We start from the raw sequence: 24,953 nt of genomic DNA on the forward strand, positions 1-24,953 counted from the left end.
TGGTGAGAGGCCCGATGTCTGAGTTGTCCAACGCCAAGAAGAAGGCAGACAACGTCAACACAGCCTCGTCCCACACGCTTCTGGAAGGGCGGCTCGGGTACCAACTCGAGACCGCCCTTCTGGTGCGTGCGCTGACCCACCGTTCGTACGCATACGAGAACGGCGGTCTGCCCACCAACGAGCGGCTCGAATTCCTCGGGGATTCGGTGCTCGGCCTGGTGGTCACGGACACGCTGTACCGCACCCACCCCGACCTGCCCGAAGGCCAGCTGGCCAAGTTGCGGGCCGCGGTGGTCAACTCGCGTGCGCTTGCGGAAGTGGGCCGCGGCCTCGAACTCGGCTCCTTCATCCGGCTCGGCCGGGGTGAAGAGGGCACGGGAGGCCGGGACAAGGCATCCATCCTCGCCGACACCCTCGAAGCGGTGATCGGTGCGGTCTATCTCGACCAGGGCCTCAGCGCGGCCTCGGAGCTGGTCCACCGGCTCTTCGACCCGCTGATCGACAGGTCCTCGAACCTCGGTGCCGGCCTGGACTGGAAGACCAGTCTCCAGGAGCTCACCGCCGGCGAGAGCCTCGGAGTCCCCGAGTACCTCGTCACGGAGACCGGCCCGGATCACGAGAAGACCTTTACTGCTGCTGCTCGCGTCGGTGGTGTCTCGTACGGCACCGGCACCGGCCGTAGCAAGAAGGAAGCGGAGCAGCAGGCGGCGGAGTCCGCCTGGCGCGAGATCAGCGCCGCCGCGGAGGAACGGGCGGCTGCGGCGAAGGCCGCAGCCGACGGAGGGGCCGCCGACACCCCTGCAGGCCCGTCGCCGTCCACGGACGCGGCTCCGGCCTGACCCCCAGAACCCCCCGGTGCCCCCGCGCACCGGGGGGTTCGTCCTGTCCGGAAACGTACTCTTTTCTCAGGTCATCCCTTCAGGAGCGACACCGTGCCCGAGCTGCCCGAGGTCGAAGTCGTACGACGTGGTCTCGAACGCTGGGTCACCGGCCGCACGGTCGGCGACGTCGAGGTGCTGCACCCGCGCGCGGTCCGCCGCCATCTCGCCGGTGGTGTGGACTTCGCGGCCCGGCTCGGCGGCGCCCGTTTCGGAACGGCGATGCGTCGCGGCAAGTACCTCTGGGTGCCGCTGGACGACGCGTCCAGCTCGCTCCTCGGCCACCTCGGCATGAGCGGCCAGCTGCTCGTACAGCCGCAGGACGCACCGGACGAGAAGCATCTGCGCATCCGGATCCGCTTCGACGACGCCGTGGGCACCGAGCTCCGCTTCGTCGACCAGCGGACCTTCGGCGGGCTCTCGCTCCACGAGAACACTCCCGACGGGCTGCCCGACACCATCGCGCACATAGCCCGCGACCCACTGGACCCGGCGTTCGACGACGCCGCTTTCCACGCGGCCCTGCGGCTGCGCCGTACGACCGTCAAGCGGGCCCTGCTCGACCAGTCGCTGATCAGCGGCGTCGGCAACATCTACGCGGACGAGGCGCTCTGGCGCAGCAGACTGCACTACGACCGGCCGACCGCGACCCTCACCCGCCCCAAGTCGGCCGAACTGCTCGGCCATGTCCGCGACGTGATGAACGCGGCGCTCGACCAGGGCGGCACCAGCTTCGACAGCCTCTACGTCAATGTGAACGGCGAGTCCGGCTACTTCGACCGCTCGCTCGACGCCTACGGACGCGAGGACGAGCCCTGTCACCGCTGCGGTACGCCGATGCGCCGCCGCCCCTGGATGAACCGCTCCAGCTACTTCTGCCCGCGCTGCCAGCGGCCGCCGCGCGCGACCGTCTAAGACCGACCGGCAATTGGGGGGTGGGAGAAGGAGCGGGGCTGGGCGCGTGCAGCTGCAAGGCGGAGGATTGAGGCATGGCGGAGCCATGGTGATTGACGACAACGCGGCAGATGCGCGCACCCAGCCCCGCGACGCCGCCCCCCAATTGCCGGTCGGTCTAAGGCGTGGGGTGCGTCTCGTCGTAGCGGTCACGGGCCCGGAGCACCTCGGGCATCCGGCCCTCGACGAGCTGGATCAGCGCGAGCAGCCGCTCGGCCACGTGCCGGCCCAGGGGCGTCAGCTCGTAGTCGACGCGCGGCGGATTGGTCGGCTGGGCCTCGCGGTGGACCAGACCGTCCCGTTCCAGGGCGTGGAGTGTCTGGGAGAGCATCTTCTCGCTCACCCCGTCGACCCGGCGGCGGAGTTCGTTGAAGCGGAAGCCGCCTTCGTGCAGCGCTCCCAGCGTGAGACTGCCCCAGCGCCCGGTGACATGCTCCAGCGTGCCGCGTGAGGGGCACTGTCTGGAGAACACATCAAAGGCGAGCGCGTCCAGAGAGGTGTTCTCGTCCATGCGGGCAGCGTACGCCCGCGCAGCGCTCACCGTAGGAGTGCGCTTTCCCCGGGTAAGTGCCGGGGTGCTGGCGGTCAGAAGCCGAAGTCCTGGGTCCACCAGGGGCCGCCGGAGCCGTAGTGCACACCGATGCCGAGCGTCTTGTAGTCGCAGTTGAGTATGTTCGCCCGGTGGCCGTCGCTGTTCATCCAGGAATCCATCACGGCCTGCGCGTCGGCCTGGCCGCGGGCTATGTTCTCGGCGGCGAGGCCCTGCACACCGGCCTTCGAGGCGCGGTCCCAGGGAGTCCGGCCATCGGGGTCCGTGTGGTCGAAGAAGCCACGGGCGGCCATGTCCGCGCTGAAGTCCTGGGCGAGCGAGGCGAGCGAGGCGCTGGCGGTCAGCGGGCTGCAGCCGACCTTCGCGCGCTCCTGGTTGACCAGGGCCAGCACGGCGGACTGGGCGGAGGCGTCGGTCGGGGCCGGGGCCGCGGCGCTGCGGGTCGCGGGGGCGGAGGCAGAGGCCTTCGGCGCGGCCGACGACTTCTCGGCTGCGGGGGCGGTGCTCTTGTCGGTCTCGGCCGAAGGGGTCTGCGACGGCGCCGACCGGGACGGCTTCGTCCGCTCGGCCGGCCCGGACGACTTCGAAGCGGACGCGGGGGATCCGGTGGGGGACTCCGCACTGGTCGGACCTTCGGCCCGTCCGACGCCGCGGCTGGCCGGGTCGGACGCGGTACCGCGGTCGGCCGGTGCGGTGGTGGAGCCGCCCTGGGTCAGCAGATCGGGGGCGCCCCCGGAACGCACCTGGTCCGCGACGCCACCGCCCACCGTGTAGGTGTCGCCGCCGGGTACCAGGCCGGAGGCCACCGCCACGGCTCCCACGGCAAGGGCCGCGGAGACGCCGATCAGTCCCGTACGGCCAGGCGCTCCGGACCGCTTCCTGCGGTGCCCGCCCTGGCTGCGGCCCGCACCCCCCGCCGCGTGGTCCTCAGCGGCGGGAGCTGCGGCGGAGCGTCGGTGGCGTCCCATCTGCTGAGCCCTTCTGACGGTCTGGACGCCGCTTCCGGCGTCAATACGCTTCACCCGTTCGGGTGAGGCCATTGCGTCGGGACTGTACGCCATGGCCCAACGGCAGGAAGTGCTCCGAGAGCAATTGGGCGGTTAGCGTTCGGCCATGAACGAAGATGTACGACTCACCGCATGGGTACGCGGCCGAGTACAGCAAGTAGGGTTCCGCTGGTTCACCAGGGCAAACGCCCTGGAGATCGGGGGCCTCACCGGATTCGCGCTCAATCTCGACGACGGCCGGGTGCAGGTCGTCGCCGAGGGGCGACGTGAGAATTGCCACCGCCTGCTGGACTGGCTGCGTTCGGACGACACACCCGGCCGAGTCGACGGGGTCACTGAGATATGGGACACCCCGCGCGGCGGTTACGAGGGCTTCGCGATCCGCTGATCCGGGTCCGTTCCGGGGGTGCGAAAGAGGTCGCGTTCGGACCGTGTTCGAAACAGGGCGAGGGGTTACCGGGCGGCGCGCTCATCTGCGTACACATGAAATGACCTGCGGAATGTCCGGGTGGTTGCCAAGATTCGGTTACCGTGCCAGGCTGCGGGAGTAAGGATGATCTCCACGCCCCGCAGGGTCCCGCAGGAGAGTCGCGCCGCATGATCGCCAAGCCGCGCGCCCCCGGGCTGCCCGCCTCTACAGGGTGTGATCGTGTTGACCGTCAAACTTTTTGGTGAGACGCTGAAATCCCCGCGCACCTTAGCTGTTTGGCAGAGCTGTTTGGCAGCAGAACAGCAGTGACTACAGAGCGCTGCCGAGCACCGCGGGTGCGATTCCCTCACGACCCACACCGCATCGGTCGGTCACTCAGTGTGGAGGACCATCCATCATGGCAAAGGCGCTTCTCGGTTACGTCGGCGGTTCCGACCCGCGACTCCTCGCCGAGATGCGACGGCTCCAGCAGCGCGTCCAGGATCTTGAATCCGAGCTCGTACGGATTCAGGACGAGAACGACGCGCTCAATGCCGCCGCCCAGCACCAAGAGTCGCTGCTCGACAGCATCGACATCGACGTACCTCAGGCGGAGCCGGCGCTGACCTGACCGATGGCCCCCAGGGGCCGGTCGGGACGTACGCGTCAGCCGTCCGAGATCATCACCCGGATCGTCGCCGGATCACTGAAGATCACTGCTCTTGAGCTGTCACCCACGTGACATGTCCTCGATCCGCCATGCGCAGCTGCACCAGCACACCGCACGTAACACCGCACAAGATTTACAAGGGGCGCTTCGGCGTCCCTTCTTTCTTTTTCCGTTCGGATCCTTCGGATCCTTTTCCGTCCGGACCTGTGCGGGACCCGCCCCCGGCGTACACCCCTTCCCTTAACGTCTGATGTGCCCTGCACCTTCATCAGCGAAACCGAGAGCGAAAGGTAGAGTCCGGCGGCGTGCACCTCAAGGCCCTGACCCTGCGTGGTTTCAAATCGTTCGCCTCCGCCACGACACTGCGGTTCGAACCCGGCATCACATGCGTCGTCGGCCCCAATGGGTCCGGAAAGTCCAATGTGGTGGACGCGCTTTCCTGGGTCATGGGAGAACAGGGCGCCAAATCCCTGCGCGGCGGCAAGATGGAAGACGTGATCTTCGCCGGAACCACCGGGCGTCCGCCGCTCGGCAGGGCCGAAGTATCGCTGACCATCGACAATTCCGACGGCGCACTGCCCATCGAGTACGCCGAAGTGACGATCACTCGGATCATGTTCCGCAACGGCGGCAGCGAGTACCAGATCAATGGCGACACCTGCCGGCTCCTGGACATCCAGGAACTCCTCTCGGACTCCGGCATCGGCCGCGAGATGCATGTCATCGTCGGTCAGGGCCAGCTGGACTCCGTGCTCCACGCCGATCCGATGGGCCGTCGCGCGTTCATCGAGGAAGCCGCGGGTGTGCTCAAGCACCGCAAGCGGAAAGAGAAGGCGCTGCGGAAACTGGACGCCATGGGGGCCAACCTCGCGCGCGTCCAGGACCTCACCGACGAATTGCGGCGGCAGCTGAAACCGCTCGGCCGGCAGGCCGCTGTGGCGCGCCGGGCCGCCGTCATCCAGGCCGACCTGCGCGATGCCAAGTTGCGGCTGCTCGCCGACGACCTGGTGCGGCTGCGCACGGCGCTGCGCAGCGAGATCGCCGACGAGGCTGCGCTCAAGCAGCGCCGGGAGGCCGCGGAGGCGGAACTCAAGGCGGCCCTGGCGCGTGAGGCGGAGCTGGAGGACGAGGTACGACGACTGGCGCCGCGGCTCCAGCGGGCCCAGCAGACCTGGTACGAGCTGTCCCAGCTGGCCGAACGGGTGCGCGGCACGATCTCGCTGGCCGACGCCCGGGTGAAGAGCGCCTCCGCTCCTCCGGAGGAGGAGCGGCGCGGTCGCGACCCCGAGGACATGCAACGGGAGGCGGCCCGGATCCGCGAGCAGGAGGCGGAGCTGGCGGCCGCGCTGGAGGCCGCGGAACACGCGCTGGAGGACACCGCGGCCCACCGTGCCGAGCTGGAACGGGAGTTGGCGGCCGAGGAACGCAGGCTCAAGGACGCCGCCCGCGCCATCGCGGACCGCCGCGAAGGGCTCGCCCGGCTGAACGGACAGGTCAACGCGGCCCGCGGCCGGGCCGGTTCGGCGCAGGCCGAGATCGACCGGCTGGCCGCTTCCCGGGACGAGGCGCGGCAGCGGGCGGTCACCGCCCAGGAGGAGTACGAAGAGCTCAAGGCGGAGGTCGAGGGTCTGGACGCCGGCGATCAGGAGCTCGGCGAGCGGCACGATGCCGCCAAGCGGGAACTCGCGGAGGCGGAGGCGGCGCTCTCCGCGGCCCGGGAGGCCGCCACCGCCGCGGAACGGAAGCGGGCGGCGGTCGCGGCCCGCCACGAGGCGCTGGCCCTCGGTCTGCGCCGCAAGGACGGCACGGGTGCGCTGCTCGGAGCGCGGGACCGGCTGTCGGGGCTGCTCGGTCCGGCCGCGGAACTCCTGACGGTGGCGCCGGGGCACGAGGTGGCGGTGGCGGCGGCTCTGGGCGCGGCGGCGGACGCGGTCGCGGTGACGGACCCGGCCACGGCGGCGGAGGCGATCAGGCTGCTGCGCAAGCAGGACGCGGGGCGGGCCGCGCTGCTGCTGGGCGGGGTGCGGCGCGCCGGGGTACCCGATCAGGGGGGTGCCCCTGGGGCCGGTGGTGCTGGTGGTGTCGATGGTGCTGGTGTTGCCGATGTGGCTGCTGTGCACGTACCGGGGCAGGGGCAAGTGCAAGGGGGGCGAGCCGAAGGGCCGCCCGCCGTGGGCGATCTGGTGCGGGGGCCCGTCGAACTGATGGGCGCCGTACGCAGGCTGGTGCGGGACATGGTGGTCGTCGGCACCCTGGAGGACGCCGAGGACCTCGTCGTCGTACACCCGGAGCTGACGGCCGTGACCGCCGAGGGCGACATTCTCTCGGCCCACTTCGCGCACGGCGGTTCCGCCGGGGCGCCGAGCCTCCTCGAAGTACAGGCTTCGGTCGACGAGGCCGCCGCCCAGCTGGAGGAACTGGCCGTAGAGTGCGCCGAGTTGACCGAGGCGCAGCGGATCGCGGGGGAGCGGCGCCGGGCCGGTGCCGGGCTGGTCGAGGAGCTCGGGGAGCGGCGCCGGGCCGCCGAGCGGGAGAAGTCCGGGGTGTCCCAGCAGCTCGGGCGGCTGGCCGGTCAGGCCCGTGGCGCGGCCGGTGAGGCCGAGCGGATGACCGCGTCGGCCGCCCGCGCCCAGGAGGCCCTCGAACGGGCGACCGAGGAGGCCGAGGAGCTGGCCGAGCGGCTGCTCGTCGCCGAGGAGATGCCGGTGGAGGAGGAGCCGGACACCTCCGTACGGGACCGGCTCGCCGCCGACGGTGCCAACGCCCGCCAGACCGAGATGGAGGCCCGTCTCCAGGTGCGCACCCACGAGGAGAGGGTCAAGGCGCTCGCCGGCCGCGCGGACTCCCTCGACCGGGGCGCCCGCGCCGAGCGGGAGGCCCGCGCCCGCGCCGAGCGGCGCCGGGCCCGGCTGCGGCACGAGGCGGCGGTGGCCTCCGCCGTCGCGTCCGGTGCCCGTCAGCTGCTCGCGCACGTCGAGGTGTCCGTCGTACGGGCCGAGCGGGAGCGGGTCGTGGCCGAGGCCGCGAAGGCGGAGCGGGAACGGGACCTGGCGGCCGAGCGCGGCCGGGGCCGCGACCTCAAGAGCGAGCTGGACAAGCTCACCGACTCCGTCCACCGCGGCGAGGTGCTCGGTGCCGAGAAGCGGCTGCGGATAGAGCAGCTGGAGGCGAAGGCGCTGGAGGAGCTGGGTGTCGAGCCGGCCGGGCTGGCCGCCGAGTACGGCCCCGACCAGCTCGTACCGCCGTCACCGGCCGCGGCGGGCGAGGAGCTGCCGCCGGACCCGGAGCATCCGCGCAACCAGCCGAAGCCGTTCGTCAGGGCCGAGCAGGAGAAGCGGCTGAAGTCGGCCGAACGGGCGTATCAGCAACTCGGGAAGGTGAATCCGCTTGCCCTGGAGGAGTTCTCGGCGCTGGAGGAGCGGCACAAGTTCCTCTCCGAGCAGCTCGAAGACCTGAAGAAGACCCGGGCCGATCTGATACAGGTCATCAAGGAGGTCGACGAGCGGGTCGAGCAGGTGTTCACGGAGGCGTACCGGGACACGGCCCGCGAGTTCGAGGGCGTCTTCTCGCGGCTCTTCCCGGGCGGCGAGGGCCGGCTCATCCTGACCGACCCGGACAACATGCTCGCGACCGGTGTGGACGTCGAGGCGAGGCCGCCCGGCAAGAAGGTCAAGCGGCTCTCGCTGCTGTCCGGCGGTGAACGCTCGCTCACGGCGGTGGCGTTGCTGGTCTCCATCTTCAAGGCCCGGCCGAGCCCGTTCTATGTGATGGACGAGGTCGAGGCGGCGCTCGACGACACCAATCTCCAGCGGCTGATCCGGATCATGGAGGAGCTCCAGGAGAGCTCGCAGCTCATCGTGATCACGCATCAGAAGCGGACGATGGAGGTCGCCGACGCGCTGTACGGCGTCTCGATGCAGGGCGACGGCGTCTCGAAGGTCATCAGCCAGCGCCTCCGCTGAGGCTTTACTCAATCTTCAACACTTCAACATGCATTTTGGGTGTTTCTGGGTAGTTGTGCGCACTGGTCTGATGTTGACTTCGAAATTTGAACGAATAGCCTCTGCAACGTCGTTTTTGCTTTCAAGTGGTGGCAGTCGAGGAGTTATGCGCCACTTGGAACAGTTCCCCCCCACACCTGACGACGCGGCCAGGCATCAGGAGTTCATGTGACCAGCACATCGCAGGGACCGGCGTCCGGAGCCCGAGCGGCCCACCCGGACCACCTCGGCCATGTCATCTTCATCACCGCCGCCGCCGCGATGGGCGGTTTCCTGTTCGGTTACGACAGCTCCGTCATCAACGGCGCCGTCGAGGCGATCCGCAGCCGCTACGACATCGGCTCGGGAACGCTCGCCCAGGTCATCGCCATCGCCCTGATCGGCTGTGCGATCGGCGCGGCCACCGCGGGGCGCATCGCCGACCGCATCGGCCGTATCCGCTGCATGCAGATCGCCTCCGTGCTCTTCACCATCAGCGCCGTCGGCTCCGCGCTCCCGTTCGCGCTCTGGGACCTGGCTATGTGGCGCATCATCGGCGGCTTCGCCATCGGCATGGCCTCGGTGATCGGCCCGGCGTACATCGCGGAGGTCTCGCCGCCCGCCTACCGCGGCCGGCTCGGCTCCTTCCAGCAGGCGGCGATCGTCATCGGCATCGCCATCTCCCAGCTGGTCAACTACGGCATCCTGCAGCTCGCCGACGGCGACCAGCGCGGGAAGATCGGCGGCCTCGAAGCCTGGCAGTGGATGCTCGGCGTCATGGTCGTCCCGGCCGTCCTGTACGGACTTCTGTCCCTCGCGATCCCCGAGTCGCCGCGATTCCTGATCTCGATCGGCAAGAAGGAGCGGGCCCGGAAGATCCTTGAGGAGGTCGAGGGCAAGAACGTCGACCTCGACGCCAGGGTGGCCGAGATCGAGATCGCCATGCACCGCGAGCACAAGTCCACCTTCAAGGACCTGCTCGGCAGCCGCTTCGGCTTCCTGCCGATCGTCTGGGTCGGTATCGGCCTGTCGGTCTTCCAGCAACTCGTCGGCATCAACGTGGCGTTCTACTACTCCGCGACGCTCTGGCAGTCCGTCGGCATCGATCCGAGCGCCTCGTTCTTCTGGTCGTTCACCACCTCCATCATCAACATCATCGGTACCGTCATCGCGATGGTCCTGGTGGACCGGGTGGGCCGCAAGCCGCTCGCGCTGGTGGGCTCCACCGGTATGGCCATCGCCCTCGCCTTCGAGGCATGGGCCTTCTCCGCCGACCTGGTCGACGGCAAACTGCCGAGCACCCAGGGCGTCGTGGCGCTCGTCGCGGCCCATGTGTTCGTGCTCTTCTTCGCCCTGTCGTGGGGTGTCGTCGTCTGGGTCTTCCTCGGTGAGATGTTCCCCAACAAGATCCGCGCCGCCGCGCTCGGCGTCGCCGCGTCCGCGCAGTGGATCGCCAACTGGGCGATCACCGCGAGCTTCCCGAGCCTGTCCGACTGGAACCTGTCGGGCACGTACATCATCTACGCATGCTTCGCCACGCTCTCGATCCCCTTCGTGCTCAAGTTCGTGAAGGAGACCAAGGGCAAGGCGTTGGAGGAGATGGGCTGATCCCCGCTGCCCCGCTCCTCTGTCCGGAACGCCCCGGCCCGCACCCGCGGGCCGGGGCGGTTTGGCCGGTACGGGTCAGCGTGCGACCGCCTCGCAGAACAGCCGCAGACTGCGCCACCCCTCCTCGACCGGCATCCCGCCGCAGAGCGGATGCAGCACCAGACTGTCCAGCTCCACGGCCGCCGCGGCGCACTCGTCGGGGGTGACGACCCGGTAGACCCCCTCGGCCCGCAGCTCCGTCACCGTCGTCGCCGCCGAACGCACGGCGGAGCGGATGTCCTTGGACTGCCAGGAGGCGTACGTGCGCGCCTCGTGCAGGAAGTGCTCGCCGTACTCCGCCCAGGTCCGGTCCGGGTCCGTCGACACATGCAGCAGTGGTGTCTCGGCGGCGGGCATCATGCAGAAGCCGTCCGTCCCGAACTCGGCACGCCGCTCCTGGTAGTACGCCTCCAGCTCCGGCAGATGCGCGCTCGGGAAGAACGGCAGCCCGAACCGGGCCGCCCGCCGCGCCGCCGCCCGCGAACTGCCGCCCACCAGCAGCAGCGGGTGCGGCGGGGTGTACGGGCGCGGCGTGACCCTGACCGTACGGCCCCGGTACGGGAACGGCTCACCGGTCCATGCCTGCAGCAGCGTCTCCAGGAGCTCGTCCTGGAGCCTGCCGCGCCTGCCCCATTCGACCCCCGCCTGTTCGTACTCCTCGGGCCGGTAACCGATCCCCGCCACCGTGACCAGCCGGCCGGCGCTCAGCAGGTCCAGGACCGCGATGTCCTCGGCCAGCCGCAGCGGGTCGTGCAGCGGACCGATGACCGCCGAGACGGTGACCGCGATCCGGCGGGTGGCGCCGAAGACCGAGCCCGCGAAGACGAAGGGAGAAGGCAGCCAGGAGTTGGCGGCGCCATGGTGTTCCTCGGTCTGTACGGTGTCGACGCCGTGCTCGTCGGCGTACGCGGCCATCTCCAGCGCGGCGCGGTAACGGGCCGAGAGCGGCTCGGGGGTGGCATCGGGATCGACGAGATTGAACCGGACCACTGTGAAGGCCATGACACTTGTCCCCATCGTCGGGCGGACCAGGGCCTGTCCGGCGGATCAGGGTCGGACAGGCCCAGGCGAGGCGGGACAGTATCTGATGAGGCGTCAGAAGTGTAGGGGTGTGCCGGCGGCGTTCTTCCGGGCCCGTCCGGCGGAACGCGGCAGGACCGCGTACAGCGCGGCGGAGACGGTGATCGTGGCCGTCCAGCCCAGCCCCTGACGCCCGACCCAGGTGGTGGCGAGCGGCCCGGTGAACCACCGCACGCCGGTGAAGAGCAGGCCCGTCACCAGGCCCGCGGCCCACGCGGCCACGGCCGGCACGGCGAAGCCTCCGGTGTACCAGTAGGCGCTGCTCGGCGTGGTGTCCAGGAGCGCCACCGGATCGTACGTACGGCCCCGCAGCAGATCCACGCCGAAGACCCCGATCCATGCGGAGAACGTCACGGCGAGAAGCGTCAGGAAGGAGATGAAGGAATCCAGGAAACGCGTGGCCGTGAGCATCAGCGTCGCGCCCAGAAAGAGGCTGATGGCGGCATTCACGCCGACCGCCCAGGTGCGGGGGACCATGAATCCCAGCGTCTGTGCGGTGAATCCGGCCGAATACAGCGACATCGAGTTGATCAGCACCATGCCGACCACGGCGAACAGCAGATACGGCACCGAGAGCCAGTCGGGCAGCAAGGGGCCGATGAACGCGACCGGGTCACGGGTGACGGCCAGGCCCGGCTCGGCGACCGCCATCACGGACCCCATAAGCACCATCGGCAGATACACGATCCCGGCGCCGCCCACGGCCGCCCCGACCATCGCCCGGCCGGAGGCCGTGCGCGGCAGATAGCGGGCGAAGTCGGGGCCCGACGGGGCCCAGCTGATACCGCCCGCCGCCAGGGTGCCGACCCCGGCGATCATCATCGTCGCCGGTCCGGGGGGCCTGCCCAGTGCGTCCCGCCAGTCGGTCGTGCCGATCAGGTGGACCAGTACGAGCACGCTGACGCCACCGAAGAGGTACGCCGACCATGTGCAGCACACCCGCAGCGCCCCCATGCCCAGCCCGGACACCAGGCAGCTGCATCCCACGAAGGCGAGCAGGGTCACCAGGGTCAGCCGGTGGCTGCCCGTGACGCCGAAGAGCAGATTCAGCACGGCGAGCACCGCGTAGGTGCCGGTGACCGCGTTCACGGTCTCCCAGCCCCAGCGGGCGACCCAGGTCAGCGCGCCGGGCAGCAGATTGCCGCGCTGTCCGAAAACGGCCCGGGAGAGCGCCATGCCGGGGGCTCCGCCCCGCCTGCCCGCGATCGAGACCAGCCCGACCAGCCCGAACCCGATGACCGAGGCCATGACCGCGACCACCAGCACCTGCCAGAGATTCAGCCCGTTGAAGACGACGAGCCCCGCGCCGACGGTGAGCAGGAGCACGGTCAGGTTCGCGCCGACCCAGGTGGGGAAGAGGGTCCGGACCCGGCCGGTGCGCTCGTTGTCGGGGACTGGCTCCAGGCCACGGGTCTCCACAGGCAGGATCGTACCTTTACCTCCAAAAGGTGCATAACGACCAAGGGGATACTCGGGGGATCCCTCGGGGCGGCCCCCTCGGGCGGACGTGACTGATACTGGGTGGGTTATGGAATTCGTCATCCTTGCTGTAGTCATCGCCCTGGTCGCGGTCGGCGTGATCAGCGGGCTCGTGGTCAGCAGCCGCAAGAAGAAGCAGCTGCCCCCGGCACCGTCGAGCACGCCGACCATCACTCCTCCCGCCGAGCCCCATGTCGGCGAGGAAGCCGAAACGCCGCGCGAGGAACCGCGCCGCACCATCGAGGAGGTCGGCCCGCCCGAGGCCGAGGCTCCCGCCGAGGAGGCCCCCGAGGCCGTCGAGCCGGAGGCGCCCGCCGCCCCCGCCCTCGAAGTGCCCGAGCCCACCGCCGGCCGTCTGGTACGGCTGCGCGCCCGGCTCGCCCGCTCGCAGAACTCCCTCGGCAAGGGGCTGCTCACGCTCCTGTCCCGGGACAACCTCGACGAGGACACCTGGGAGGAGATCGAGGACACCCTCCTCACCGCCGACGTCGGCGTCGCACCCACCCAGGAACTGGTGGAGCGGCTCCGTGAGCGCGTCCGCGTGCTCGGCACCCGTACCCCCGACGGGCTGCGCGCGCTGCTGCGCGAGGAGCTCCTCAACCTGCTCGGCACCGACTTCGACCGTGCGGTCAAGACGGAGAGCGGCCTCGACACCCCCGGCGTCGTGATGGTCGTCGGCGTCAACGGAACCGGCAAGACCACCACCACCGGCAAGCTGGCCCGGGTGCTCGTCGCCGACGGCCGCAGCGTCGTGCTCGGCGCGGCCGACACCTTCCGGGCGGCCGCCGCCGACCAGCTCCAGACCTGGGGCGAGCGCGTCGGCGCCCGCACCGTGCGCGGCCCCGAGGGTGGCGACCCCGCGTCGATCGCCTTCGACGCGGTGAAGGAAGGTATCGCCGAGGGTGCCGATGTGGTCCTCATCGACACCGCCGGACGGCTGCACACCAAGACCGGGCTGATGGACGAGCTCGGCAAGGTCAAGCGGGTCGTCGAGAAGCACGGACCGCTCGACGAGGTCCTGCTCGTCCTCGACGCCACGACCGGCCAGAACGGTCTGGTGCAGGCCCGGGTCTTCGCCGAGGTCGTGGACATCACCGGCATCGCGCTCACCAAGCTGGACGGCACCGCCAAGGGCGGCATCGTCATCGCCGTCCAGCGCGAGCTGGGCGTACCGGTGAAGCTGGTCGGTCTCGGCGAGGGGCCGGACGATCTGGCCCCGTTCGAGCCGGAGGCGTTCGTGGACGCCCTGATCGGGGACTGACACCGGGCGCCGCACACGAAGCGTCCGATCACCTGATCACGAAGAGCCCGACCGCATGATGCAGCTGCGGTCGGGCTCTTCGGCGTCGTACGGGACCGTTTCCGATGTCGGCGTGCTCAGCCGCAGAGCGGCGCGCGATGGCAGCTGTACGCCAGCGTGCCCAGCAGCAGCCGCGCCTGCGGCGGCGCGGCCGCCGTGTCCAGCACCGGCGGGCGCAGCCACCGGACCGGGCCCAGGCCGCCCTTGTCGGACGGCGGGGCGGTGATGTGGCAGCCGGGCCCCAGCGCCCGCAGATCCAGCCCCGCGTCGTCCCAGCCCATCCGGTACAGCAGCTGGGGGAGCTCGGCGGCGGCACCCGGGGCCACGAAGAACTGCGCCCGCCCGGCCGGGGTCACCGCGACCGGGCCGAGCGGCAGCCCCATCCGCTCCATCCGCACCAGGGCCCGGCGCCCGGCCGCCTCGGCGACATCGAGGACGTCGAAGGTGCGCCCCACCGGCAGCAGCATCGAGGCGCCCGGCGTCCGGCCCCACGCGTCGGCCGCCGCGTCGAGCGTGGCGCCCGCGGGGACCTCGGGGGCGAAGTCCAGTGGATGGTCGCCGGGGGAGGGGCAGCTCGCCTGCCCGCAGGAGCAGCGGCCGGCCGCGGCTCGCGCTCCCGGCGCGACGGCCCAGCCCCACAGTCCCGTGTACTCGGCCACTGCCGTGCACTCGGCCGCACGGCCGCGGCGCCGTGAGCCGGTGCGCATCTCGCGGATGCCGCCGATCGTGAAGCCCATGCCCCCTCCAACGGGTCCGACTGGCCGGTGGTTACGACGCGGGCTCGAGTCATGACGCTCCGTCGTCGCCGTCGATCCGGAGTGCGCCGGTGGCATTCGGGGTCGTGCGACATCCTTCGCGCGCCCCGTTCCGCATCACTGCGCACCCTGCTGATCGCCGTGTGTCAAGTGAATCGCGCCCGACGGGGGTGGCGTTCATTCGAAGGGGTGGCGAATGGTGGCGTTTCTGTAATCACCCTCGCCCGAAGGGTGATCGTAGGATTACCGTCGGTACGCGAACCATGGAAGTATGTGCGCCCGTGGGTATGCCAGAGGCAACCCGATTTCCTGTTCGACGGTGCGCAACCCGCCGCATGGGCGGCATCGGCTCAGGGCATTCTGGTAAAGGTTCGCGCGACAGGTATTTCAGCGGGATGGGGGCGTTCCAGTGAGTGGCAGCGGCGCAGGCGATTCGAATGCCGGCAAGCGCCCCAACGGGCAATTGAGCTCATGGTTCGTGCGAAGCGGCTGGTCGAAGGGCGAGCTCGCCCGCCAGGTGAACCGCCGGGCGCGGCAGATGGGTGCCCACCACATCAGCACCGACACATCCCGGGTGCGGCGCTGGCTCGACGGCGAGCAGCCGCGCGAGCCGATCCCGCGCATCCTCTCCGAGCTCTTCTCGGAGCGCTTCGGCGCCGTCGTCGCCATCGAGGACCTCGGACTGCGCTCCGCGCACCAGTCGCCGTCCGTGTCCGGCGTCGACCTGCCCTGGGCGGGCCCGCAGACCGTCGCACTGCTCAGCGAGTTCTCCCGCAGCGACCTCATGCTCGCCCGCCGCGGCTTCCTCGGCTCCTCGCTCGCCCTGGCCGCCGGACCCGCGCTCATCGAGCCCATGCAGCGCTGGCTGGTGCCCGTCTCCACCGCCGGCTCCGCGGAACCGGAACCGGCGGCCGCGGCCCGCCGGCCCTCCCGGCTCTCCAGCCCCGAGCTCGATCTGCTGGAGTCCACCACCGCGATGTTCCGCCAGTGGGACGCCCAGTGCGGCGGCGGACTGCGACGCAAGGCCGTCGTCGGACAGCTCCACGAGGTCACCGACCTGCTGCAGGAACCGCAGCCGGCGGCCACTGCCAAGCGGCTCTTCCGGTGCGCCGCCGAGCTGGCCGAGCTGGCGGGCTGGATGAGCTACGACGTCGGCCTCCAGCCCACCGCCCAGAAGTACTTCGTCCTCGCGCTGCACGCCTCCAAGGAGGCCGGTGACAAACCCCTGGGTTCGTACATCCTGTCCAGCATGAGCCGCCAGATGATCCACCTCGGACGGCCCGACGACGCGCTCGAACTGATCCACCTCGCGCAGTACGGCAGCCGGGACTGCGCCACCCCGCGCACCCAGGCCATGCTGTATGCGATGGAGGCCCGTGCCTACGCCAACATGGGCCAGCCCAGCAAGTGCAAGCGGGCCGTCCGGATGGCCGAGGACACCTTCCTCGACGTGGGGATCGACGGCGAGCCCGAGCCCGACTGGATCCGCTTCTTCTCCGAGGCCGAGCTCAGCGGCGAGAACTCCCACTCCTACCGAGACCTCGCCTATGTGGCGGGCCGCAGCCCCACGTACGCCACGCTCGCCGAGCCCCTGATGGAGAAGGCCGTCCAGCTCTTCGGCGAGGACGACGAGCACCAGCGGTCGTACGCGCTCAACCTGATCGGCCTCGCCACCGTCCACCTCCTCAAGCGCGAGCCCGAACAGTCCACGGTGCTGGCCGAGAAGGCCCTGCGCGTCGCCAGGAAGATCCGCTCCGAGCGCGTCAACACCCGGCTCCGCAAGACCGTCGACACCGCCGCCAGGGACTTCGGGGACATCCCCGATGTCGCCAGGCTCACCGATCTCCTCACCGAGCAGCTGCCGGAGACCGCGGAAGCGGTCTGAGCAGCACCCCCGGCCCCGGCCACGGCGACCACCCCGCACAGACCGACTTCGGCTCCCCCGATTGCCAGGTCAGCGGGTGGTCGGCGTGGCCGGTTCGCGTTGCCGTGCCCGTACGGAAGAGTCGTAACCGCACCGTATGCGGCCACGGCCGCAGGGCAGGCCCGGCACAGGTCACGCCACCGCTGGTTCATGGCGACGTAACACACCGGACCTCTTCGTCACCACGGTGAAACACCGTGCGGCATCGGCGGAAACCGCGCTGGGCGAATCTCATGGCCATAACCGGCCCGCACCTTTTCCCCAGTGGTCCCGCACGTGGTGCCGCTCCCATCGCCCGCACGCGGCCGCACCGACGACGAGGAGACGCCGATGCCCCCAGGCATCACGACGCTTGCCGCAGACACCCCGACACTGTCTGCCGCCAACACCGGGTTCATGCTGATCTGCTCCGCCCTGGTGATGCTCATGACCCCGGCCCTGGCCTTCTTCTACGGAGGCATGGTCCGCGTCAAGAGCACCCTCAACATGCTGATGATGAGCTTCATCAGCCTCGGGATCGTCACGATCCTCTGGGTGCTCTTCGGGTTCAGCCTCGCCTTCGGCACCGACATCGGCTCCGTCGTCGGCTGGAGCTCTGACTACCTCGGACTCAGCGGGATCGGCGTCACCCAGCTCTGGGACGGCTATACGATCCCCGTCTACGTCTTCGCCGTCTTCCAGCTGATGTTCGCCGTGCTCACCCCGGCACTGATCAGCGGCGCCCTCGCCGACCGGGTCAAGTTCACCTCGTGGGCCCTGTTCATCACGCTCTGGGTCACCGTCGTCTACTTCCCCGTCGCCCACTGGGTCTGGGGCGCGGGCGGCTGGCTCTTCGAGATGGGCGTCATCGATTTCGCGGGCGGTACGGCCGTCCACATCAACGCCGGTGCGGCTGCGCTCGGCGTGATCCTCGTCATCGGCAAGCGCGTCGGCTTCAAGAAGGACCCGATGCGGCCGCACAGCCTGCCGCTCGTCATGCTCGGCGCCGGTCTGCTCTGGTTCGGCTGGTTCGGCTTCAACGCCGGCTCGTGGCTCGGCAACGACGACGGCGTCGGCGCGGTGATGTTCGTCAACACCCAGGTCGCCACCGCCGCCGCGATGCTCGCCTGGCTCGGCTACGAGAAGCTCCGCCACGGCTCCTTCACCACCCTCGGCGCGGCCTCCGGCGCGGTCGCGGGACTCGTCGCCATCACCCCGTCCGGCGGCGCGGTCAGCCCGCTCGGCGCCATCGCGGTCGGCGCGATCGCCGGTGTGCTCTGCGCCATGGCCGTCGGCCTGAAGTACCGGTTCGGCTACGACGACTCCCTGGACGTGGTCGGCGTCCACCTCGTCGGCGGTATCGCCGGTTCCCTCCTCGTCGGCCTCTTCGCCACCGGTGGCGTCCAGTCCGAGGCGAAGGGCCTCTTCTACGGCGGCGGCCTGGAACAGCTCGGCAAGCAGGCCGTCGGCGTCTTCGCCGTCCTCGCGTACTCTCTCGTCGTCTCCGCGATCCTGGCCTTCCTCCTGGACCGGACGATCGGGATGCGGGTCCCCGAGGACGACGAGATCTCCGGCATCGACCAGGTCGAACACGCCGAGACCGCGTACGACTTCAGCGGCGCGGGCGGCGGCGCGGCCCCGCGCACCACGAGCTCCGCCCCGGGCAGCACGGCAGCAGCGAAGACGAAGAAGGTGGACGCATGAAGCTCATCACCGCAGTCGTGAAGCCACACCGGCTGGACGAGATCAAGGAGGCCCTCCAGGCCTTCGGCGTCCAGGGCCTCACGGTCACGGAAGCCAGCGGATACGGACGCCAGCGCGGCCACACCGAGGTCTACCGGGGCGCCGAGTACACCGTCGACCTCGTACCCAAGATCCGTATCGAGGTCCTGGTCGAGGACGAGGACTCCGAACAGCTCATCGACGTGGTCGTGAAGGCCGCCCGGACCGGCAAGATCGGTGACGGCAAGGTCTGGAGCGTGCCGGTCGACACCGCGGTCCGGGTACGGACGGGCGAACGCGGCCCGGACGCACTCTGACCGACGCTCCCGAAACGAAAGGCAGCCGGGTGACGAGCACCGGAACGACCACCGAATCCGCAGACTCGGCACCCGGCGGCTACGCGGCGGCCCGGCTGCGCCTCCTCCAGGAGAAGGCGCGGTCCGGGCCGCCGCGCCGTACGGCCCTCGCATCGCTCACCGACGACTGGCTCACCGCACTGTTCACCGCCGCCGCCGGACAGACGGGCGTCCACGGAGCCGCCCTCGTCGCCGTCGGCGGCTACGGACGCGGTGAACTCTCCCCGCGCAGCGACCTCGACCTGCTGCTCCTGCACGACGGGAACGCCGACCCCGCGGCCGTCGCCGCCCTCGCCGACCGCGTCTGGTACCCCGTCTGGGACCTCGGTCTCGCCCTCGACCACTCCGTACGCACCCCCGCCGAGGCCCGCAGGACGGCCGGCGAGGACCTCAAGGTCCAGCTCGGCCTGCTCGACGCCCGGCCGGTCGCCGGAGACCTCGGACTCGTCGCCGCGATGCGCACCGCGATCCTCGCCGACTGGCGCAATCAGGCCCCCAAGCGCCTGCCCGCACTCCACGAACTCTGCCGCGAACGCGCCGAACGCCAGGGCGAGCTGCAGTTCCTCCTCGAACCCGATCTCAAGGAGGCCCGCGGCGGACTGCGGGACGCCACCGCCCTGCGCGCCGTCGCCGCGTCCTGGGTCGCCGACGCCCCCCGCGAAGGGCTCGCCGAAGCCCGCCGCGTCCTTCTCGACGCCCGTGACGCCCTCCACCTCAGCACCGGCCGCGCCACCGACCGCCTCGCCCTCCAGGAACAGGACCAGGTCGCCGGCGAGCTCGGCCTGCTCGACGCGGACGCCCTGCTCCGCCAGGTCTACGAGGCCGCCCGCACCATCTCGTACGCCACCGACGTCACCTGGCGCGAGGTCAACCGCGTCCTGCGCTCCCGGTCCGTGCGCCCCCGGCTGCGCGCCATGCTGAGCGGCGGCAAGGCAGCCGCCCCGGCACGGACCCCGCTCGCCGAGGGCGTCGTCGAGGCCGACGGCGAAGTGGTCCTCGCCCGCACCGCCCGCCCCGAACGCGACCCCGTCCTCGTGCTGCGCGCCGCGGCCGCGGCCGCCCAGTCCGAGCTCCCGCTCTCCCGCCACGTCGTACGCCGGCTCGCCACCGCCGCGCGCCCGCTGCCGGTGCCCTGGCCCGCCGAGGCCCGCGAGGAACTCGTCACCCTCCTCGGCGCGGGCGAGGCCACTGTCCCCGTCTGGGAGGCGCTCGAAGCCGAAGGGCTCATCACCCGGCTGCTCCCGGACTGGGAACGCGTCCACTGCCGCCCCCAGCGCAACCCCGTCCACACCTGGACCGTCGACCGCCACCTGGTCGAAGCGGCCGTCCGTGCCTCCTCCCTCACCCGCCGCGTCCACCGCCCCGACCTGCTCCTCGTCGCAGCCCTCCTGCACGACATCGGCAAGGGCTGGCCCGGCGACCACAGCGTCGCCGGTGAGGTCATCGCCCGGGACATGGCCGCCCGGATCGGCTTCGACCAGCACGACGTGGGCGTCGTCGCCACCCTCGTACGCCACCACCTGCTGCTCATCGAGACGGCCACCCGACGCGACCTCGACGACCCGGCGACCGTCAGCTCCGTCGCCACCGCCGTCGGCACCGCCTCCACCCTGGAGCTGCTGCACGCGCTCACCGAGGCCGACGCGCTCGCCACCGGGCCCGCCGCCTGGTCCTCCTGGCGTGCCTCCCTCGTCGCCGACCTCGTGGGGCGCGTCGCCGCCGTGCTCGCCGGCCGGGCCCCGGAGGAACCGGAACCCGCCGCACCCGGCGCCGAACAGGAACGCCTCGCCGTCGAGGCCCTGCGCACCGGCGAACCCGTCCTCGCCCTGCGCGCCCAGGCCGAGGACCCGAACGAGGACGGCGAACCGGAACCCGTCGGCGTCGAGCTCCACATCGCGCTGCCCGACCGGCCCGGCGTGCTGCCCGCGGCGGCGGGCGTCCTCGCCCTGCACCGCCTCACCGTGCGCGCCGCCGACCTGCGCGCCGTGGAGCTCCCCACCGAGCTGGGCGACCCCGCCGACGTGCTGCTGCTCAGCTGGCGGGTCGCGGCCGAGTACGGCTCGCTGCCCCAGGCCACCCGGCTCCGCGCCGACCTCGTACGCGCCCTGGACGGCTCCCTGGACATCCGGGCCCGGCTCGCCGAACGCGAGGCCGCCTACCCGCGCCGCCGCGGGGTGAAGGCCCCGCCGCCGAGGGTGACCGTCGCGGCGGCCGGCTCCCGGCTGGCGACGGTGATCGAGGTGCGGGCCCAGGACGCCCCGGGACTGCTGCACCGGATCGGCCGGGCGCTGGAACAGAGCGAGGTACGGGTGCGCAGCGCACACGTGTCGACCCTGGGGGCGAACGCGGTGGATGCCTTCTATGTCACGGACAAGGACGGGAAGCCGCTGCCCGAGGAGCGGGCGCTCGCGGTGGCGAACGCGGTGGAGGCCGCGCTTCGGGCGTGACACGGGAAGCACCCGGCGTGGCCCGCGTCCGGGATTTCCCGGGCAGGGGGTCATCGTTTCTTCCGAGCCGGATACCCTGGGGTACCGAATCCACTTTGCCCCCGACCCTGAGGACCGACGAGCGCCGTGTTCGATACTCTCTCCGACCGCCTTGCCGCGACTTTCAAGAACCTCAGGGGCAAGGGCCGCTTGTCCGAGGCGGACATCGACGCCACGGCTCGCGAGATCCGTATCGCCCTGCTCGAAGCGGATGTCGCGCTGCCCGTCGTCCGCGCCTTCATCGCCAACGTCAAGGAGCGGGCGCGCGGCGTCGAGGTCTCCCAGGCGCTGAACCCCGCCCAGCAGGTCGTCAAGATCGTCAACGAGGAGCTCGTCGGCATCCTCGGTGGCGAGACCCGGCGGCTGCGGTTCGCCAAGACCGCGCCCACCGTCATCATGCTCGCCGGTCTCCAGGGTGCCGGTAAGACCACCCTCGCCGGAAAGCTCGGCCTCTGGCTCAAGGGCCAGGGCCACTCCCCGCTGCTCGTCGCCTGTGACCTCCAGCGCCCCAACGCCGTCAACCAGCTCAGCGTCGTCGCCGACCGCGCCGGTGTCGCGGTGTACGCGCCCGAGCCGGGCAACGGGGTCGGTGACCCGGTCCAGGTCGCCAAGGACTCGATCGAGTACGCCCGGTCCAAGCAGTACGACGTCGTCGTCGTCGACACCGCCGGCCGCCTCGGTATCGACCAGGAGCTGATGCAGCAGGCCGCGGACATCCGCGACGCCGTCAGCCCCGACGAGATCCTCTTCGTCGTCGACGCGATGATCGGCCAGGACGCGGTCAACACCGCCGAGGCCTTCCGCGACGGCGTCGGCTTCGACGGCGTGGTGCTCTCCAAGCTCGACGGTGACGCCCGCGGTGGTGCGGCCCTGTCGATCGCCCACGTCACGGGCAAGCAGATCATGTTCGCGTCGAACGGTGAGAAGCTCGACGACTTCGACGCCTTCCACCCCGACCGCATGGCGTCCCGCATCCTCGACATGGGTGACCTGCTCACCCTGATCGAGCAGGCGGAGAAGACCTTCAGTCAGGAAGAGGCCGCCAAAATGGCCTCCAAGCTGGCGTCCAGCAAGGGCAAGGACTTCACGCTCGACGACTTCCTGTCCCAGATGGAGCAGGTCAGGAAGATGGGCTCCATCTCCAAGCTGCTCGGCATGCTGCCCGGTATGGGGCAGATCAAGGACCAGATCAACAACATCGACGAGCGCGACGTGGACCGTGCCGCCGCGATCATCAAGTCGATGACCCCGAAGGAGCGCGCCGAGCCGACGATCATCAACGGCTCGCGCCGGGCCCGTATCGCCAAGGGTTCCGGTGTCGAGGTCAGCGCGGTGAAGAACCTGGTGGAGCGGTTCTTCGACGCGCGCAAGATGATGTCGAAGATGGCCCAGGGCGGCGGCATGCCGGGGATGCCCGGGATGCCGGGCATGGGCGGTGGCCCGGGCCGGCAGAAGAAGCAGGTCAAGCAGGCCAAGGGCAAGCGCAAGAGCGGCAACCCGATGAAGCGCAAGGCCGAGGAGCAGGCCGCGGCGGCCCGTCGCGAGCAGGCGGCGCAGGGCGGCGCGCTCGGTCTGCCGGCGCAGGACGACAAGAACTTCGAGCTGCCGGACGAGTTCAAGAAGTTCATGGGCTGAACCGGCCCGTGTTCCGACGGGCCGTAGCGGCCCGGTGATGTCCCCGAGGGGGCGCCCGCTTTCCTGCGGGCGCCCCCTTCGGCGTGTCCGGCCCCGGCGCCCGCCCCTGCCACGGCCGTCGTACGCCGTCCCTCCAAGGGCCCATCGGGCAGGCCCTGGGAGGGCTTTGCCCGCATTCCTCCCTTACTGTCGCTTCAACGGCAGTCGGCAGAGGAGCGCGCGTGACCAACCCCGTACCTCCCCGCGATCGGACCGATCAGCCGTGGCGCTCCGAGGGCGCGCCACCGCCCCCGACGCCGGGCCGGAAGATGCCGGGAGGCTGGGGCGGTCTGCTGCTGACCGCGCTCGCCGTCTATCTGATCGCCAATCTGGTGCTGTCCTTCTTCAACGGGGAGGAGCAGCGGACGATCGCGTACACGGAGTTCAGCAAGCAGGTCACCTCGGGCAACGTCTCCAAGATCTACTCCAAGGGCGACGCCATCCAGGGGCAGCTCAAGAAGGAGGCCAAGGTCCCGGGGAGCGACGACAAGTACACGAAGTTCGTCACCCAGCGGCCGGCCTTCGCGGACGACAACCTCTGGGCCGAACTGGTCAAGGACGACGTCACGGTCACCGCCGAGCCGGTCGTTCAGCAGCGCAGCTTCCTCGCCAACCTGCTGATCTCGCTCGCGCCCATGCTGCTGCTCGTGCTGCTCTGGGTCTTCATCGCCCGGCGGATGTCCAGGGGAATGGGCGGCGGGATGGGCGGCTTCGGGCGCAAGGCCCCGCCCAAGCCCGTCGAGCTGGAGGGCACCAAGCGCACCACCTTCAAGGACGTGGCCGGGATCGACGAGGTCGAGGGCGAGCTCAATGACGTCGTTGACTTCCTGAAGAACCCGCAGGCGTACCGGCAGATGGGCGCCCGGATGCCCGGCGGAGTACTGCTCGCGGGACCGCCCGGCACCGGCAAGACCCTGCTGGCCCGTGCCGTCGCCGGCGAGGCCGGAGTGGCGTTCTTCTCGGCATCGGCCTCCGAGTTCATCGAGATGATCGTCGGCGTCGGCGCGAGCCGGGTCCGGGAACTCTTCGCGGAGGCGCGCAAGGTCGCCCCCGCCATCGTCTTCATCGACGAGATCGACACCATCGGCCGGGCCCGCGGCGGCGGCTCCGGCATGGGCGGCCACGACGAGCGCGAGCAGACGCTCAACCAGATCCTCACCGAGATGGACGGCTTCTCCGGTTCGGAGGGCGTCGTCGTCCTCGCCGCCACCAACCGCGCCGACGTGCTCGACCCCGCCCTCACCCGGCCCGGCCGCTTCGACCGGATCGTCCAGGTCAGCCCGCCGGACCGGACAGGCCGGGAGGCGATCCTGGAGATCCACACCCGGCAGATCCCGCTCGCCGACGATGTGAACCTGGCCCAGGTGGCCGGCACCACCCCCGGAATGACCGGTGCGGATCTGGCCAACCTGGCCAATGAGGCCGCGCTCCTGGCGGTCAAGCGCCGACAGTCCGAGGTCACCCAGCCCGACTTCTCGGACGCCCTGGAGAAGGTCCAGCTCGGCGCGGAACGCTCACTGGTCATGTCCGACGAGGAACGCCGCAGGACCGCGTACCACGAGAGCGGGCACGCGCTGCTCGGCATGGTCCAGCCGGGCGCCGATCCGGTCCGCAAGGTCACCATCGTGCCGCGCGGCCGGGCCCTGGGCGTCACGCTCTCGACGCCGGACGCCGACAAGTACGCGTACACCGAGGAGTATCTGCGCGGCCGCATCGTCGGGGCGCTCGGCGGCATGGCGGCCGAGCAGGTGGTCTTCGGCGTGATCACCACCGGCGCGGAGAGCGATCTGGAACAGGTCACCAACCTGGCCCGCGGCATGGTCGGCCGCTGGGGCATGAGCCACAAGGTGGGCAGGCTGACCGCGATCCCGAGCGATGCCCAGCAGGCGTACGGGCTGTCGGCGGCCCCCGCCACGCTCGACGCGGTGGACGGCGAGATGCGGCGGATCGTCGACGAGTGCTACGAGGTGGCCTGCCGGCTCCTGCGCGAGAACCGGGACAGGCTCGACTCGCTGTCCGCCGCGCTCCTGGCGAACGAGACGCTGGACGAGGCCGAGGCCTACCGGGCGGCCGGCATCACCCGGATGGCCAAGTAACGGACGG

General features: G+C 70.7%; 18 protein-coding genes. 13 read left to right on the forward strand and 5 right to left on the reverse strand.

The genetic code is table 11. The annotated features are described in order from the left end of the window. The first annotated feature begins 14 nt into the window (after window positions 1–14). Both rnc and mutM read left to right on the forward strand, forming a co-directional pair. Window positions 15–839: a ribonuclease III gene (rnc, locus tag OG978_RS29400; RefSeq protein ID WP_326768092.1), complete on the forward strand. Its 825-nt coding sequence runs from the start codon at window positions 15–17 to the stop codon at window positions 837–839. Window positions 840–932: 93 nt separating this feature from the next. Continuing rightward, complete coding sequence (gene mutM, locus OG978_RS29405) at window positions 933–1,793, forward strand: bifunctional DNA-formamidopyrimidine glycosylase/DNA-(apurinic or apyrimidinic site) lyase (RefSeq protein WP_326768093.1); 861 nt, start codon at window positions 933–935, stop codon at window positions 1,791–1,793. A gap of 157 nt (window positions 1,794–1,950) precedes the next feature. Here mutM and OG978_RS29410 read toward each other — a convergent pair whose 3' ends face one another. Both OG978_RS29410 and OG978_RS29415 read right to left on the reverse strand, forming a co-directional pair. Next, entirely contained in the window at window positions 1,951–2,343 is a 393-nt protein-coding gene (locus tag OG978_RS29410; protein ID WP_326768094.1) for a winged helix-turn-helix transcriptional regulator, read from the reverse strand. 74 nt (window positions 2,344–2,417) lie between these two features. After that, a complete protein-coding gene (locus OG978_RS29415; RefSeq protein WP_326768095.1) occupies window positions 2,418–3,350 on the reverse strand; it encodes a CAP domain-containing protein in 933 nt (310 codons plus the stop codon). A gap of 145 nt (window positions 3,351–3,495) precedes the next feature. Here OG978_RS29415 and OG978_RS29420 point away from each other — a divergent pair, with 145 nt between their 5' ends. The 4 genes from OG978_RS29420 to OG978_RS29435 all read left to right on the forward strand — a co-directional run bounded on the left by OG978_RS29420 (window position 3,496) and on the right by OG978_RS29435 (window position 10,056). Further along, complete coding sequence (locus tag OG978_RS29420; protein ID WP_026242487.1) at window positions 3,496–3,777, forward strand: acylphosphatase; 282 nt, start codon at window positions 3,496–3,498, stop codon at window positions 3,775–3,777. A 439-nt stretch (window positions 3,778–4,216) separates the two neighbouring features. After that, window positions 4,217–4,429 (forward strand): hypothetical protein, encoded by a 213-nt coding sequence (locus OG978_RS29425; protein ID WP_018551753.1) that lies wholly within the window; start codon window positions 4,217–4,219, stop codon window positions 4,427–4,429. A 344-nt stretch (window positions 4,430–4,773) separates the two neighbouring features. Then, complete coding sequence (locus OG978_RS29430; RefSeq protein WP_326768096.1) at window positions 4,774–8,430, forward strand: AAA family ATPase; 3,657 nt, start codon at window positions 4,774–4,776, stop codon at window positions 8,428–8,430. A 207-nt stretch (window positions 8,431–8,637) separates the two neighbouring features. Further along, window positions 8,638–10,056 (forward strand): sugar porter family MFS transporter, encoded by a 1,419-nt coding sequence (locus OG978_RS29435; RefSeq protein ID WP_326768097.1) that lies wholly within the window; start codon window positions 8,638–8,640, stop codon window positions 10,054–10,056. 75 nt (window positions 10,057–10,131) lie between these two features. Here the strand turns inward: OG978_RS29435 and OG978_RS29440 are convergent, their stop codons facing one another. Together OG978_RS29440 and OG978_RS29445 are read right to left on the reverse strand one after the other, a co-directional pair. Next, on the reverse strand, window positions 10,132–11,097 hold the full coding sequence (locus OG978_RS29440; RefSeq protein ID WP_326768098.1) for an LLM class flavin-dependent oxidoreductase: 966 nt from the start codon (window positions 11,095–11,097) through the stop codon (window positions 10,132–10,134). 93 nt (window positions 11,098–11,190) lie between these two features. Next, entirely contained in the window at window positions 11,191–12,594 is a 1,404-nt protein-coding gene (locus OG978_RS29445) for a purine-cytosine permease family protein (RefSeq protein ID WP_326768099.1), read from the reverse strand. Between the two features lie 109 nt (window positions 12,595–12,703). On the opposite strand from OG978_RS29445, the gene ftsY reads away from it, so the two are divergent. Further along, window positions 12,704–13,915: a signal recognition particle-docking protein FtsY gene (gene ftsY / locus OG978_RS29450; RefSeq protein WP_326768100.1), complete on the forward strand. Its 1,212-nt coding sequence runs from the start codon at window positions 12,704–12,706 to the stop codon at window positions 13,913–13,915. A gap of 116 nt (window positions 13,916–14,031) precedes the next feature. Here ftsY and OG978_RS29455 read toward each other — a convergent pair whose 3' ends face one another. Further along, window positions 14,032–14,691, reverse strand: a complete 660-nt coding sequence (locus OG978_RS29455) for a bifunctional DNA primase/polymerase (protein WP_326768101.1) — start codon at window positions 14,689–14,691, stop codon at window positions 14,032–14,034. Between the two features lie 427 nt (window positions 14,692–15,118). Between OG978_RS29455 and nsdA the strand changes: the two genes are divergently transcribed. From nsdA to ftsH, 6 genes are all read left to right on the forward strand, one after another. Continuing rightward, complete coding sequence (gene nsdA, locus OG978_RS29460; RefSeq protein ID WP_326768102.1) at window positions 15,119–16,594, forward strand: transcriptional repressor NsdA; 1,476 nt, start codon at window positions 15,119–15,121, stop codon at window positions 16,592–16,594. A gap of 369 nt (window positions 16,595–16,963) precedes the next feature. Further along, window positions 16,964–18,316, forward strand: a complete 1,353-nt coding sequence (locus OG978_RS29465) for an ammonium transporter (protein ID WP_326768103.1) — start codon at window positions 16,964–16,966, stop codon at window positions 18,314–18,316. Beyond that, on the forward strand, window positions 18,313–18,651 hold the full coding sequence (locus OG978_RS29470; RefSeq protein WP_299533529.1) for a P-II family nitrogen regulator: 339 nt from the start codon (window positions 18,313–18,315) through the stop codon (window positions 18,649–18,651). Before OG978_RS29465 ends, OG978_RS29470 begins: the two co-directional genes overlap by 4 nt. 29 nt (window positions 18,652–18,680) lie before the next feature. Then, entirely contained in the window at window positions 18,681–21,137 is a 2,457-nt protein-coding gene (locus tag OG978_RS29475) for a [protein-PII] uridylyltransferase (protein WP_326768104.1), read from the forward strand. Window positions 21,138–21,263: 126 nt separating this feature from the next. Beyond that, window positions 21,264–22,811, forward strand: coding sequence for a signal recognition particle protein (gene ffh / locus OG978_RS29480; protein ID WP_326768105.1), 1,548 nt, complete (start codon window positions 21,264–21,266; stop codon window positions 22,809–22,811). Between the two features lie 221 nt (window positions 22,812–23,032). Further along, entirely contained in the window at window positions 23,033–24,946 is a 1,914-nt protein-coding gene (gene ftsH, locus OG978_RS29485; protein WP_326768106.1) for an ATP-dependent zinc metalloprotease FtsH, read from the forward strand. Window positions 24,947–24,953 lie beyond the last annotated feature (7 nt).

Origin of the sequence: Streptomyces sp. NBC_01591 (assembly GCF_035918155.1) — a bacterium.
Taxonomy (GTDB): Bacteria; Actinomycetota; Actinomycetes; order Streptomycetales; family Streptomycetaceae; genus Streptomyces.